This is a genomic window from Kitasatospora sp. NPDC059803, assembly GCF_042732255.1.
Lineage (GTDB): Bacteria > Actinomycetota > Actinomycetes > Streptomycetales > Streptomycetaceae > Kitasatospora.
Window position 1 is genome coordinate 1 of sequence record NZ_JBHWIJ010000175.1, and the last position, 12,335, is coordinate 12,335.

Annotated in this window: 13 protein-coding genes and 1 pseudogene; 3 read left to right on the forward strand and 11 right to left on the reverse strand. The window is 74.7% G+C overall.

Translation table 11 applies throughout. The features are described from left to right. From ACFV6I_RS25080 to tsaB, 5 genes and pseudogenes are all read right to left on the reverse strand, one after another. A pseudogene (locus tag ACFV6I_RS25080) lies at positions 1-304 on the reverse strand (hypothetical protein); the annotation flags it as partial. A gap of 80 nt (positions 305-384) precedes the next feature. Next, positions 385-630, reverse strand: a complete 246-nt coding sequence (locus ACFV6I_RS25085; RefSeq protein WP_380427726.1) for a hypothetical protein — start codon at positions 628-630, stop codon at positions 385-387. Between the two features lie 11 nt (positions 631-641). Beyond that, the gene (tsaD, locus tag ACFV6I_RS25090) at positions 642-1,748 is read right to left on the reverse strand and encodes a tRNA (adenosine(37)-N6)-threonylcarbamoyltransferase complex transferase subunit TsaD (RefSeq protein WP_380427728.1); all 1,107 of its coding nucleotides are present in this window, start codon (positions 1,746-1,748) and stop codon (positions 642-644) included. Next, on the reverse strand, positions 1,741-2,220 hold the full coding sequence (gene rimI, locus ACFV6I_RS25095) for a ribosomal protein S18-alanine N-acetyltransferase (RefSeq protein WP_063351336.1): 480 nt from the start codon (positions 2,218-2,220) through the stop codon (positions 1,741-1,743). Before rimI ends, tsaD begins: the two co-directional genes overlap by 8 nt. Before the next feature lie 23 nt (positions 2,221-2,243). Continuing rightward, positions 2,244-2,918, reverse strand: coding sequence for a tRNA (adenosine(37)-N6)-threonylcarbamoyltransferase complex dimerization subunit type 1 TsaB (gene tsaB, locus ACFV6I_RS25100; protein ID WP_063348990.1), 675 nt, complete (start codon positions 2,916-2,918; stop codon positions 2,244-2,246). Positions 2,919-3,071: 153 nt separating this feature from the next. On the opposite strand from tsaB, the gene ACFV6I_RS25105 reads away from it, so the two are divergent. Beyond that, positions 3,072-3,641 carry a hypothetical protein gene (locus ACFV6I_RS25105; RefSeq protein ID WP_063351335.1) on the forward strand — a complete coding sequence of 190 codons (570 nt, stop codon included), beginning with the start codon at positions 3,072-3,074 and terminating at the stop codon, positions 3,639-3,641. A gap of 16 nt (positions 3,642-3,657) precedes the next feature. Here the strand turns inward: ACFV6I_RS25105 and ACFV6I_RS25110 are convergent, their stop codons facing one another. The 5 genes from ACFV6I_RS25110 to ACFV6I_RS25130 form a co-directional block, all read right to left on the reverse strand. Further along, a complete protein-coding gene (locus ACFV6I_RS25110) occupies positions 3,658-3,852 on the reverse strand; it encodes a hypothetical protein (RefSeq protein WP_063348989.1) in 195 nt (64 codons plus the stop codon). A gap of 117 nt (positions 3,853-3,969) precedes the next feature. Next, positions 3,970-4,467, reverse strand: coding sequence for a tRNA (adenosine(37)-N6)-threonylcarbamoyltransferase complex ATPase subunit type 1 TsaE (gene tsaE, locus ACFV6I_RS25115; protein WP_063348988.1), 498 nt, complete (start codon positions 4,465-4,467; stop codon positions 3,970-3,972). Between the two features lie 95 nt (positions 4,468-4,562). Further along, positions 4,563-5,756: an alpha/beta fold hydrolase gene (locus ACFV6I_RS25120; protein ID WP_380338785.1), complete on the reverse strand. Its 1,194-nt coding sequence runs from the start codon at positions 5,754-5,756 to the stop codon at positions 4,563-4,565. Continuing rightward, entirely contained in the window at positions 5,753-6,952 is a 1,200-nt protein-coding gene (gene alr, locus ACFV6I_RS25125) for an alanine racemase (RefSeq protein ID WP_380427731.1), read from the reverse strand. Before alr ends, ACFV6I_RS25120 begins: the two co-directional genes overlap by 4 nt. Before the next feature lie 182 nt (positions 6,953-7,134). Next, the gene (locus ACFV6I_RS25130; protein WP_380427733.1) at positions 7,135-8,610 is read right to left on the reverse strand and encodes an NAD(P)H-hydrate dehydratase; all 1,476 of its coding nucleotides are present in this window, start codon (positions 8,608-8,610) and stop codon (positions 7,135-7,137) included. Between the two features lie 171 nt (positions 8,611-8,781). Between ACFV6I_RS25130 and ACFV6I_RS25135 the strand changes: the two genes are divergently transcribed. Then, on the forward strand, positions 8,782-9,339 hold the full coding sequence (locus ACFV6I_RS25135) for a Uma2 family endonuclease (RefSeq protein ID WP_380427735.1): 558 nt from the start codon (positions 8,782-8,784) through the stop codon (positions 9,337-9,339). A 31-nt stretch (positions 9,340-9,370) separates the two neighbouring features. On the opposite strand, the gene glmS is transcribed toward ACFV6I_RS25135, so the two are convergent. Beyond that, positions 9,371-11,227 (reverse strand): glutamine--fructose-6-phosphate transaminase (isomerizing), encoded by a 1,857-nt coding sequence (gene glmS, locus ACFV6I_RS25140; RefSeq protein WP_079135822.1) that lies wholly within the window; start codon positions 11,225-11,227, stop codon positions 9,371-9,373. 99 nt (positions 11,228-11,326) lie between these two features. Here glmS and coaA point away from each other — a divergent pair. Further along, on the forward strand, positions 11,327-12,335 hold a 1,009-nt coding region (gene coaA, locus ACFV6I_RS25145), incomplete at its 3' end, for a type I pantothenate kinase (RefSeq protein WP_380427737.1).

Sequence of the window (12,335 nt, forward strand, 5' to 3'; positions counted from 1 at the left end):
GGGGCGCGCTTGCGAGTGTTTGGGGTGGGGGGGGGGGGGGGGGGGGGGGCGGGGCGGGCGTTTTGTGGTCCTTGGGCGCCGGGGCCGCGGGTCCCCCGGCGCCCGGGGCCGCGGTGGTGGGCGCGCCGGCCGGGCTGGTCGGCACGGCGCCGCCGCCGGCGGGCTGGGGCGTGGCCGCCGAGCTGCCGCCGGCCGCCGCCGGGGCGGCGGCGCCCCCGTTGTCGCCGCATCCGGTGGCCAGGGCCAGCAGGGCCAGCGCCCCCACCGCGTACGTCCTGGTCCTGCTCCGACCGTCCCTGTTCACCGCAGCGCGCTCCCGGTTCCCGTCCAGCTTCTTCTCAGCTATGCACGGTAGCGGTCGGGGCGGCGGTTCCCGGACAGCGCCTATTCGACGTGCTCGCTGGTGAAGGACCAGCGGTGCACCGGGCGGCCGAGCAGGTCGGCCGGCGGGTCGGCGACCGGCACCGGCTCGCCGGTCCACCAGGTGATCAGCAGCACCCGTTCGCCGGGCGCGCCGAGCAGCTCGGTGCGGACCAGCCCGGCCGAACCGCGCACCGCGGGCAGCGCCACCTCCCGTACCCAGGAGGCGAGTTCGGCCCCGCGGCCGGCGGCGGCGCGGGCCTCCCACATCGCGGCGACGGTCACTCGGCGCCGCCGGTGAGGGCCTGGTACGCCTGGCCGTGGACGTCGCCGTGCCGGACGTCCGCAGCCGGCACGTGCGCCTCGGTCACCGGCAGCGAGGAGTCGGCGGACAGGTCGAGCGCGGACGGCGTGCGGTCACGCCACACCATCTCGGAGCCCAGCGCGGCCACCATCGCGCCGTTGTCGGTGCACAGGCCCGGCCGGGGCACCCGCAGCCGGATGCCGGCCCGGTCGCAGCGCTGCTGGGCCATCTCGCGCAGCCGCGAGTTGGCGGCCACCCCGCCGCCGATCATCAGGTGGTCGACGCCGTTGTCCCGGCACGCCTTGACGGCCTTGCGGGTGAGCACGTCGGTGACGGCCTCCTGGAAGGACGCCGCCACGTCGGCGATCGGCACCTCCTCGCCGGCCCGGCGCTTGGCCTCCACCCAGCGGGCAACGGCGGTCTTCAGACCGGAGAAGGAGAAGTCGTACGCGGGGTCGTTGCGGCCGCTCAGGCCACGTGGGAAGGCGATCGCCTTGGGGTCGCCATCGCGGGCGGTGCGGTCGACCACCGGGCCGCCCGGGAAGCCCAGGCCGAGCACCCGGGCGACCTTGTCGAAGGCCTCGCCGGCCGCGTCGTCGATGGTCGCGCCGAGCGGGCGGACGTCGCTGGTGATGTCCTCGCTGAGCAGCAGCGAGGAGTGCCCGCCGGAGACCAGCAGCGCCATCGTCGGCGACGGCAGCCGGCCGTGCTCCAACTGGTCGACGCAGATGTGCGAGGCGAGGTGGTTGACCCCGTACAGCGGCTTGTCCAGCGCCCAGGCGTACGCCTTGGCGGCACTGACACCGACCAGCAGCGCGCCGGCCAGGCCGGGGCCGGCGGTGACCGCGATGCCGTCCAGGTCGCTCGCCTTGACGCCGGCGGTGTCCAGCGCGCGCTGGATGGTCGGGACCATCGCCTCCAGGTGGGCGCGACTGGCGATCTCCGGGACGACGCCGCCGAAGCGGGCGTGGTCGTTGACGCTGGAGGCGACCGCGTCGGCCAGCAGCGTGGTGCCGCGCACGATGCCGACGCCGGTCTCGTCGCAGGAGGTCTCGATGCCGAGGACGAGCGGTTCGTCAGCCATGGCGGGTGTCCTTAAGGTCCTTCGGGTCAGTGCTGGGGTGGTCGAGGCGCATCACCAGCGCGTCGACGTTGGCGGGCTGGTAGTAGCCGCGCCGGATGCCCACCGGTTGGAAGCCGAAGCGCTCGTACAGCTGCTGGGCGCGCGGATTGTCCACCCGTACCTCCAGCAGCAGTTCGGCGCAGCCGCGGCGGGCGGCCTCCCGGATCAGGTCGGTGAGCAGCGCCGCGCCGAGGCCGGCGCCCTGGTGGCGCTGGTCGACGGCGATGGTCTGGACGTCGCCCTCGCCGGCGATCGCCATCAGCCCGGCGTAGCCGACGATGGCGCCGTCCGCGGTGGTGGCGACGGTGTAGTGGCGGGTGCCGCCGGGGTGGGTCTCGGCCAGCTCGGACCAGTACATCCCGGTGGACCAGGCGTCCTCGGGGAAGAGCCGCAGCTCCAGCTCCATCACCGGCGCGATGTCCCACCAGCGCATCGGGCGCAGGGTGGTGCCGTGCTTCACGCCGGGAGCACCGCCTTGCCCCCTAGAACATTCTTGAAGGCAGCCGGCACCTGGGCGTCCGGGCGGCGCAGGTACAGCGGGACGTTCGGCAGCAGCTCGCGGCCGGCCGCCAGCTCGGCGGCGGCGAAGCCCGCCAGGGCGCCGGCCGACACGTGCTCGGGGCCGTGCGCGCCGGGGAAGCTCTCGGGGTAGAGCAGCGCGCCGGCGCCGACCGAGCGCGGCTGCGGGGCCAGCTCGGCGGGGCGGTCCACGCCGGGGCCCTCGGTGCGGTGGCCGTCGGCGTCGTAGGAGGCCCAGTAGACCTCCTTGCGGCGCGCGTCGGTGGCCACCGTGAACGGCTGCCCGGCCAGGCCTTCGGCGCGGGCCTGGTGGGCGATCGCGTCCAGGGTGCAGACGCCGTGCACCGGCAGCCCGAGGGCGTGGCCGAGCGCGGCGGCGGTCACCAGGCCGACCCGCAGGCCGGTGTACGGGCCCGGGCCGACGCCCACCGCGATGCCGGTGAGCCGGTGCTTGTCGACGCCGGCCGCCCGCAGGACCTGGTCGATCGCGGGCAGGAGCAGTTCGCCGTGGCGCCGGGCGTCGACCTGATGGGTCTCGGCGAGGACGGCCGTGCCGTCGTGGACGGCGGCGGTGACGGCGGGGGTAGCGGTGTCGAACGCGAGCAGCAGCACGGGTCAAGGTTAGACCGCCGTTCGTCCGACCGGCCGATCGACCAGGTGTGCCATCCAGGAACACACATCCGGGGCGCCGCGACCCGGCCGGACGGACCTGGCACGATGGGGCCGTACGTAAAGGGACGGCGGCGGGAGCGGCACGTGGCGAAGATGGGTCCTGGTGTGGTGGTCACGGGGCTGACCCTGGGGGCCCTGGCGGTGGTGAGCCTGCTGGCCTTCCAGGCCAACGGCGCTCAGGACCGGGCGGCCGGCGCCAAGCCGACCGCCAGCACCACGACGTCCAGCGGGCCGGCCGCCTCCGCGACGCCGAGCGCCTCGGCCACCCCGACGGTCCCGCCGCTGCCGACCATCTCGGGCAGCGGGACCAGGGTGGTCTACTCGATCAGCAGCCACTACGTCTGGCTGATCGACCCGAAGAAGAACCCACAGGTCACGCCCGGTTTCCCGGTCACCCCGGGCTCGGTCGAGCCGGCTCCGGGCAGTTACTCGGTCTACAGCCGCACCCCGACGACCACCGGGACGGACGGCAAGCAGATCGAGCACGTGGTGCGCTTCGCGCAGCAGAACGGCGTGGTGTTCGGCTTCAGCGCCGCCGTGGACGGCGCGACCCCGACCACCGAGCCGAACGCCAAGACCGGCGGCATCCGCAGCGGCCGCCCGGACGGCCAGTTGCTCTGGGACTTCGCGCCGAACGGCACCAAGGTGGTCGTGGTCGCCTGAGCCCGGCTCGGGCGTGTCAGGCCGCGCGGGGTGTGCCCGTCTCCGGTTCCTCGGCCCGCCGGGGCTCCGGCTCGGGCGGGGTGGACACCGCCTCGGCGGCCGCACAGGCGGCCAGCAGCGCCCGCATCGGCGCCCCCTGGACGCGGCGGGCGGACTCTCCGGCCCCGGCGCCGTGCCCGGCGCGCTTCGGGGCGGGGGTGGTGCTCGACATGGCGCCTCCCTAGTTAGGCAGACCTAACCGCAGCACCCATCCCACCACGCCCGGCACCCCGCCCGCAACACTTCCCGACAGCCTGTCGGCAAAACGGCGCACACCTGGGCGCGGGCCTCAGCCGAGCGCCTCCAGCGCGACACCCGCCCAGCGCGGACCGAGGCCGGTCAGCACCACCCGGCGCGGGTCCAGATCGTCCTCGTCGGCGGTGTCACCGAGGGCGCGCTCGATCCGCACCTCCAGCCGGTCCTCGGACAGCCGCTCGACCTTGCCCTCGCCCCACTCGACCACGACCACCGACTCCGGCAGCGAGACGTCCAGGTCGAGGTCCTCCATCTCGTCCAGGTCCCCGCCGAGCCGGTACGCGTCCACGTGCACCAGCGCCGGGCCGCCGACCAGCGACGGGTGCACCCGGGCGATCACGAAGGTCGGCGAGGTCACCGCCCCGCGGACCCCCAGCCCCTCCCCCAGGCCCCGGGTCAGCGTGGTCTTCCCCGCCCCCAGTTCACCGGAGAGCAGCACCAGGTCCCCGGGCCTCAGCAGCGCGGCCAGCTCCCGGCCGAGCCGGCCCATCCGCTCCGGGGTGGGGACGGTGAGAGTGGCGTGCGAGCCCATGCGCGTGTCTTGCCCTTCGGTCCGTACCGGCGTGCCGACCGCCGGCCGCCACCGCTACCGTGCCACATCGCCGGCCCGGCGCGCGCCGGAAGGGGTCAGGGGCCGTCCAGGACCGCCGGGGGCGGCGCGGCGGCGGCGAAGCCGGCGGCCCGGCGCAGCAGCGCCACCAGCTCGTGGTCGACCAGCTCCGGGCGCTCCAGCATCACCAGGTGCCCGGCGCCCTCCACCAGCACCAGCTCCGCGCCGGGCAGCCGCTCGGCCATCGCCTCGCTGTGCGCCGACGGCGTCAGCAGGTCCTTCGTACCGGCCAGCACCAGCGTCGGCAGGCCGCTCAGGGCGGCGAGCGCCGCGTACTTCTCGTGCGCGGCGAACACCGGGTAGAACTCGGCGACCACGTCGATCGGGGTGGCGTCCAGCAGCTGCTCGGCGAACCGCACCACGCCCGGGTCGACGTCCCGCCCGCCGAAGGAGAACCTCCGGTAGAAGACGGCGGCGACGTCCGCACCCAGCCGCCGGCTCGCCTCCACCAGCTCGACCTGACGGCCCAGCAGCCGCATCACCCCGGGCGCGACCTTCTTGAACAGCTTCGCGCCGGCCGACGGCAGCCCGAGGCTGACCTCGTTCCAGTCCCCCGCCAGCGTGCCGATCAGCGCCACCCCGGCGACCCTCTCCCGGAACAGCTCCGGGTGCTGGTCGGCCAGCGCCATCACCGTCATGCCGCCCATCGAGTGGCCCACCAGCACCAGCGGCCCGGTCGGCGCGACGGCGTCGATCACCGCCTTGAGGTCGCCGCCCAGCTGGTCGATGCTGGCCGGCTCGCCGGCCAGGAAGGAGCGGGAGCGCTCGGAGCGGCCGTGGCTGCGCTGGTCCCAGAAGACCAGCCGCAGTCCCTCGCGCAGCGCGGCCCGCTGGAAGTGCCAGCTGTCCTGGTTGAGGCAGTAGCCGTGGCAGAACAGCACGGTCAGCGGCTCGGCGCCGGAGGTGCCGCCGTCCGGCTCGGGGCCGGTGCCGTCCAGCTCGACGTACAGCTCGGTGCCGTCCGGCGCGGCCACCGTCCGCGGGCGCCCGCGCAGCGAGCCGTACGGGGCCTCGGCGTCCAGCTCGGCCCGGGCCCGGCGGCGGGTCGCCCGGCCGACGGTCAGCCGCTCTATCGCCACCCCGGCGGCCGCCCCGGCCGCCAGCACGCCGACCGAGATCCCGATCACACCGGCCCGGCTCACCCCGGAGGCCGCGCCGGCCGCCTTGGCCACCGCCGCGACCGGGCCGCTCTCGGCCGGTCCCTCCGTCATGCGCCCGGGCCCTCGGTGCGGCTGCCGCCCAGGTAGCGGCGCGGGACCCTGGCGCCGATCCGGGTCACGATCTCGTACGAGATGGTGCCGCAGGCCCGGCCCCAGTCCTCGGCGGTCGGCTCGCCCTGCTCGCCGTTGCCGAACAGCAGCACCTCGTCGCCGATCGCGGGGGTGTCCCCGCCCAGGTCCACGACGAACTGGTCCATCGCGACCCGGCCGGCGATCGTGCGCCACTTGCCGCCGATCTGCACCGGGCCGGTGCCGCTGGCGTGCCGCGGGATGCCGTCGCCGTAGCCGACCGGGACCAGGCCCAGCGTGGTCGGGCCCGGCGTCACGTAGTGGTGGCCGTAACTGACCCCGTGCCCGCCCGGAACGTGCTTGACCAGCGCCAGCCGCGCGGTCAGCGCCATCACCGGGCGCAGCCCGAAGTCGGCCGGCGACCCGACCTCCGGCACCGGCGACAGCCCGTACGCGGCCAGGCCGGTACGGACCAGGTCGAAGTGCGACTGCGGGAGCAGCAGGGTGGCCGGCGAGTTCGCCAGGTGCCGCACCTCCGGGCGCAGCCCGGCGGCCTCGGCCCGGGCCAGCGCCGCGTGGAAGGAGTCCAGCTGGGCCTGGATCGACGGGTGGCCCGGCTCGTCGGCGGCGGCGAAGTGCGACCAGACGCCGACCACGGTCAGCAGCCCCTCCGCCTCGGCGCGGCGGGCGGCCGCCACCAGGTGCGGCCAGTCGTGCGGCTGGCAGCCGTTGCGGCCCAGACCGGTGTCCGCCTTCAGGTGCACCCGGGCCGGGATGCCGGTCTCCCGGACGGCCGGCAGCAGCTCGTCCAGCGCCCACTGGCCGCTCACCGAGATGTCGATGTCCGCGCGCAGCGCCTCCCGCCACGGCCCGCCCGGCGTCCACAGCCAGCACAGGACGCGGGCCTGCTCAGGGCGGATGCCCGCGGCCCGCAGTGCCAGCGCCTCCTCGGGCGTCGCGCAGCCGAGCCAGCCGACCCCGTTCGCGACCGCCTCGCGGGCGCACTCGACGGCGCCGTGGCCGTAGGCGTCCGCCTTGACCGCGAGCATCACCGCCGAGCCGCCGACGCGCTCGCGCAGCGCGGCGAGGTTGCCGCGCAGGGCGGCCAGATCGATGGTCGCCTCGGCCCTTACGCCGTCGGTCAGGGTGGCCGTGCCGGTCGTGTTCGCAGTTGTCATCAGGGTCAGTCTCCCAGACATCCCGGAGTCCTCGCCGAACGGCCCGTCCGTGCGGCGGCCGGTGCCAGGGCCCCCGGCACCGCGCCGACCTGCGGCGCACCGCTCGTCACCCTGTTCCGGACGCGCACGCAGGACCGATCGGTTCCGCACCGCCCGTCCCCACCGCACCGCCCGCCCCGGGCCTACGCCTCCCGCACCGCCCGCCACACCGCGGGCAGCGCCTGCGCCACCGCCGGCGCCGTCACCGGCGCGCCCGGGTCGCCCGCCGCGTGGCGGCCCGCCAGGCCGTGCAGGTAGGCGCCCACCGACGCGGCGTCCAGCGGCGCCAGGCCGGCCGCCAGCAGGGAGCCCGCCAGGCCGGCCAGGACGTCGCCGCTGCCGGCGGTGGCCAGCCAGGACGTGCCGGTCGGGTTGACCCGGACGGCGCCGCCCGGGTCGGCGATCACCGTGGTGGAGCCCTTGAGCAGGACCGTCGCCCGGTAGGCGGCCGCCAGCCGGCGGGCGGTGGCCAGCCGGGCGGCGGCCAGCGAGTCGGCGGGCGGCGGCGCGGCGCCGTCGGCGCCCGCGAGCAGCCGGGCGGCCTCGCCGGTGTGCGGGGTGAGCAGGGTGGGGGCCGTCCGGCCGGCCAGCGCGTCCGGGCCGAGCCGGGCCAGCTCGGTCAGCCCGTCCGCGTCCACCAGGACCGGGACGTCGCTCGACAGTGCCTCGGCCAGCGCCTGCCGCGCCCCCTCGCCGCCGCCCGGCCCGACCACCCAGGCCTGCACCCGCCCGGCCCCGGCCGGCCCGCCCTCGGTGACCAGCACCTCCGGGAAGCGCCGCACCACCTCCTCGGCCGCCGTGCCGACGTACCGGACGGCGCCCGCGCCGCCGTGCAGCGCCCCGGCGACCGCCAGCAGCGCCGCGCCCGGGTACGTCGCCGAACCGGCCGCCACCCCGACCACGCCCCGCCGGTACTTGTCGCTCTCGGCGCCCGGCAGCGGCAGCAGCGCCGCCACGTCCGCGTGCTGCAGAGCCGTCACCTCCGGCGCGGGCGGCTCCAGTCCGATCCCGACCAGTTGGACGGCGCCCGCGTAGGAGGCACCCGGGTCGACCAGCAGGCCCGGCTTGTACGTGCCGAAGCAGACCGTGACGTCCGCGCGCAGCGCCTCGCCCGGCACCTCGCCGGTGTCGGCGTCGACCCCGCTGGGCAGGTCCACGGCCACCACGACCCCGCGCCGCCCGGCCCGCGCGTACGGCCGGGCCCCGTCCCGCAGCCCGCCCCGGCCGCCGATGCCGACGATGCCGTCCAGCACCAGGTCGGCGCGCGAGAAGTCGGCCAGGCCGACTTCCTGATCCAGCACCACCCGCCCGCCGGAAGCCCGCAGCGCGGCCAGCCCGCCCGCGTGCGCACGCTCCGGCGCGAGCAGCACCGCCGTCACCCGCGCGCCCCGCCGGGCCAGCGCCGCCCCGGCGTACAGGGCGTCACCCCCGTTGTCCCCGCTGCCGGCCAGCACCACCACCCGACTGCCGTACACCCGCCCCCGACGCCCCGCCAGCAGCCGGGCACAGGTCGCCGCCAGCCCGGCGGCCGCCCGCTGCATCAGCGTCCCCTCCGGCAGCCGCGCCATCAGCGCGGCCTCGGCGGCCCGGACGACTTCCACCCGATGGGCATGACGCATGCGAGGGCTCCTTCAGCAGTCGACGTACCGCCGACGCTAGCCCGCGCCACCGCCCCACGGCAGGCCGAGCTGCGGGACACTTTCGAGTGACAACCACTTCGATCCCCCACCGGCGCCGGTCCGTACGCCTAGCTTGTGGCTCGACACGGACCCACAGGAGGGGGAAGGGCCATGGTCGCCATGCCGGCAGTCGAGTACCCGCCGAGCGAGGACAGTCTTCTCCAGCCGTTTCTGGAGTTGGACACCCCGCTGGGGAGCAAGGCCGAATTCATCGAGGGGGAGATCGTCGTGACGCCGCCGCCGGACGGCCCGCACGACGGTGCGGTATCGAAGCTCAACAAGCAATTCTTCCGGAACGCCGCGATCGATCTGGACATCGCAGGCACCAAGGGTCTTGTCACTCCCAAAGGCCGGCTCATCCCCGACGGCACGGTGGTACCGGCCGGCCACTTCGACCATCTGGATTCCTGGGCCCCGACTGAAGGCGTCCTCCTCGTCTTCGAGGTCACCTCGATCAACCCGCACAAGGACCGCGAACCCAAGCGCCGCGGCTACGCCGCCGCAGGCATCCCGTGCTACCTGCTGGTCGACCGCAGTGAGGGCACGGTCACGCTGTTCACCAAACCCGAAGGCGAGGACTACATCACCCGCACGCAGGTCGAGTTCGGCAAGCCGATCGACCTGCCCGCCCCCTTCTCCTTCACGCTCGACACGGCACCCCTGCGGTAGGGCACAGCCACCGCAGGGGCACCACGCCGTGCTACTCGACGGTGACCGACTTGGCCAGGTTGCGCGGCTGGTCGACCTCGTGGCCCTTGGCCGTCGCCAGCTCGCACGCGAAGACCTGGAGCGGCACGGTGGAGACCAGCGGCTGGAGCAGGGTCGGGGTGACCGGGATGCGGATCAGGTGGTCCGCGTACGGGACGACCGCCTCGTCGCCCTCCTCCGCGATCACGATGGTGCGGGCGCCACGGGCCCGGATCTCCTGGATGTTGGAGACGATCTTGTCGTGCAGGATCGACCGCCCGCGCGGCGAGGGGACGACCACGACGACCGGCAGCCCCTCCTCGATCAGCGCGATCGGGCCGTGCTTGAGCTCGCCCGCCGCGAAGCCCTCGGCGTGCATGTACGCCAGCTCCTTGAGCTTGAGCGCGCCCTCCAGGGCCACCGGGAAGCCGACGTGACGGCCGAGGAACAGCACCGAGCGCGCGTCGGCGAGCGAGCGGGCCAGCTCGCGCACCGGCTCCATGGTCTCCAGGACCTGCTCGACCTGCTTGGGCGCGTCGCTGAGCTCCTTGATGACGGCGAGGATCTCGTCGCCCCACTTGGTGCCGCGCACCTGGCCCAGGTAGAGGGCGACCAGGTAGCAGGCGACCAGCTGGGTCAGGAACGCCTTGGTGGAGGCGACGGCGACCTCGGGGCCGGCGTGGGTGTACAGCACCGCGTCCGACTCGCGCGGGATGGTGGAGCCGTTGGTGTTGCAGATCGCCAGCACCTTGGCGCCCTGCTCCCGGGCGTGCCGCAGGGCCATCAGGGTGTCCATGGTCTCGCCGGACTGGGAGATGGCGATGACCAGCGTGCCCGGGCCCATGATCGGGTCGCGGTAGCGGAACTCGGAGGCGACCTCGACCTCGCAGGGGATGCGGGTCCAGTGCTCGATCGCGTACTTGGCGATCATGCCGGCGTGGAAGGCGGTGCCGCAGGCGACGATGACGACCTTGTCGACCGAGCGCAGGTCGGCGTCGGAGATGCGCAGCTCGTCGAGGATGAGCCGGCCGTCGGTGCCGATCCGGCCGAGGAGGGTGTCGGCGACGGCCTTCGGCTGCTCGGCGATCTCCTTGAGCATGAAGTAGTCGTAGCCGCCCTTCTCGGCGGCCGAGGCGTCCCAGTCGACGTGGTACTCGCGCACGTCGGCCGGGGTGCCGTCGAAGTTGGTCACCGTGACGCCGTCCCGGCGCAGCTCGACGACCTGGTCCTGACCCAGCTCGACGGCCTCGCGGGTGTGCGCGATGAACGCGGAGACGTCGGAGGCGAGGAAGTTCTCGCCCTCGCCGCGCCCGACCACCAGCGGCGAGTTGCGGCGGGCGCCGACGACCACGTCCGGCGCGTCGGCGTGCACGGCGACGAGGGTGAAGGCGCCGTCGAGGCGGCGGCAGACCACGCGCATGGCCTCCGCGAGGTCGCCGTCGTAGGCCTCGCCGAGCAGGTGCGCGACGACCTCGGTGTCGGTCTCGGAGCGGAGGGTGTGGCCGCGCTCGGCGATCTCGGCCCGCAGCTGGGCGAAGTTCTCGATGATGCCGTTGTGCACCACGGCCACCCGGAGGTGGTCGTCCAGGTGGGGGTGGGCGTTGGCGTCCGTCGGGCCGCCGTGGGTGGCCCAGCGGGTGTGGCCGATGCCGGTGGTGCCGCCGGGCAGAGGGGTCTCGGCGAGCGACTTCTCCAGGTTGGCGAGCTTGCCGGCCCGCTTGTCGGTGACCAGACTCCACTGCCCGTCGGAGTCCTGCGCCTGCACCGCGACACCGGCCGAGTCGTAGCCCCGGTACTCCAGTCGCTGCAGGCCTGCGATTACTACGTCGAGGGCGGACTGCGCGCCCACGTATCCAACAATTCCGCACATGCGTGCCAGCATAAGGGCGGTTCTGAGGCCCTTTTCCCGATTCCCGCGAACAGTGCGTGACCGACACCACAACCACGGTGAACGCCGCCACGGCTCACAATGGAGCATGTGCTGACCGAACTCTGTACGCGGGGCGCCGCCACGCCCGGCCCGTCGCCGTCCCCCTACGTGGACCTCAGTCGGGCCGAGTGGAGCGCACTGCGCGAGCGTACGCCGCTGCCGCTGACCGCCGAGGAGGTGGAACGGCTACGCGGCCTCGGTACCGCCCTCGACCTGGACGAGGTCCGCGACGTCTACCTGCCGCTGTCCCGGCTGCTGAACCTGTACATCCACGCCACGCACGAGCTGCGCGGCACGCTGGGCACCTTCCTGGACACGCCGGACACCGAGCGCACCCGGACCCCGTTCATCATCGGGGTGGCCGGCTCGGTCGCGGTCGGCAAGTCGACGACGGCCCGCCTGCTCCAGGCCCTGCTCGCCCGCTGGCCCGAGCATCCGCGGGTCGAGCTGGTGACCACGGACGGCTTCCTGCTGCCCAACGCCGAGCTGCGCCGCCGGGGCCTGATGGCCCGCAAGGGCTTCCCGGAGTCGTACGACCGCCGGGCGCTGATGCGCTTCGTGGCGGACGTGAAGGCGGGCAAGGAGCGGGTCACCGCGCCGGTGTACTCGCACCTGGTGTACGACATCGTGCAGGGCGAGCGGCTCACCGTGGAGCGCCCGGACATCCTGATCGTCGAGGGCCTGAACGTGCTCCAGCCGGCCCTGCCCGGCAGCGACGGGCGCACCCGGCTGGCGGTGGCCGACTACTTCGACTTCTCGATCTACGTCGACGCCCGCACCGACGACATCGAGCACTGGTACCTGGACCGCTTCCGCAAGCTGCGGCAGACCGCCTTCCAGGACCCGAACTCCTACTTCCGCCGCTTCACCGAGGTGCCGGAGGAGGAGGCGATGGAGTACGGCCGGCAGGTCTGGCGCACCATCAACAAGCCGAACCTGCTGGAGAACGTGCTGCCGACCCGCGGCCGGGCCACCCTGATCCTCCAGAAGGGGGCGGACCACAAGGTCCGCCGGGGGCGGGGGGGCCCCGGGGGGCACCCGAGAGGGT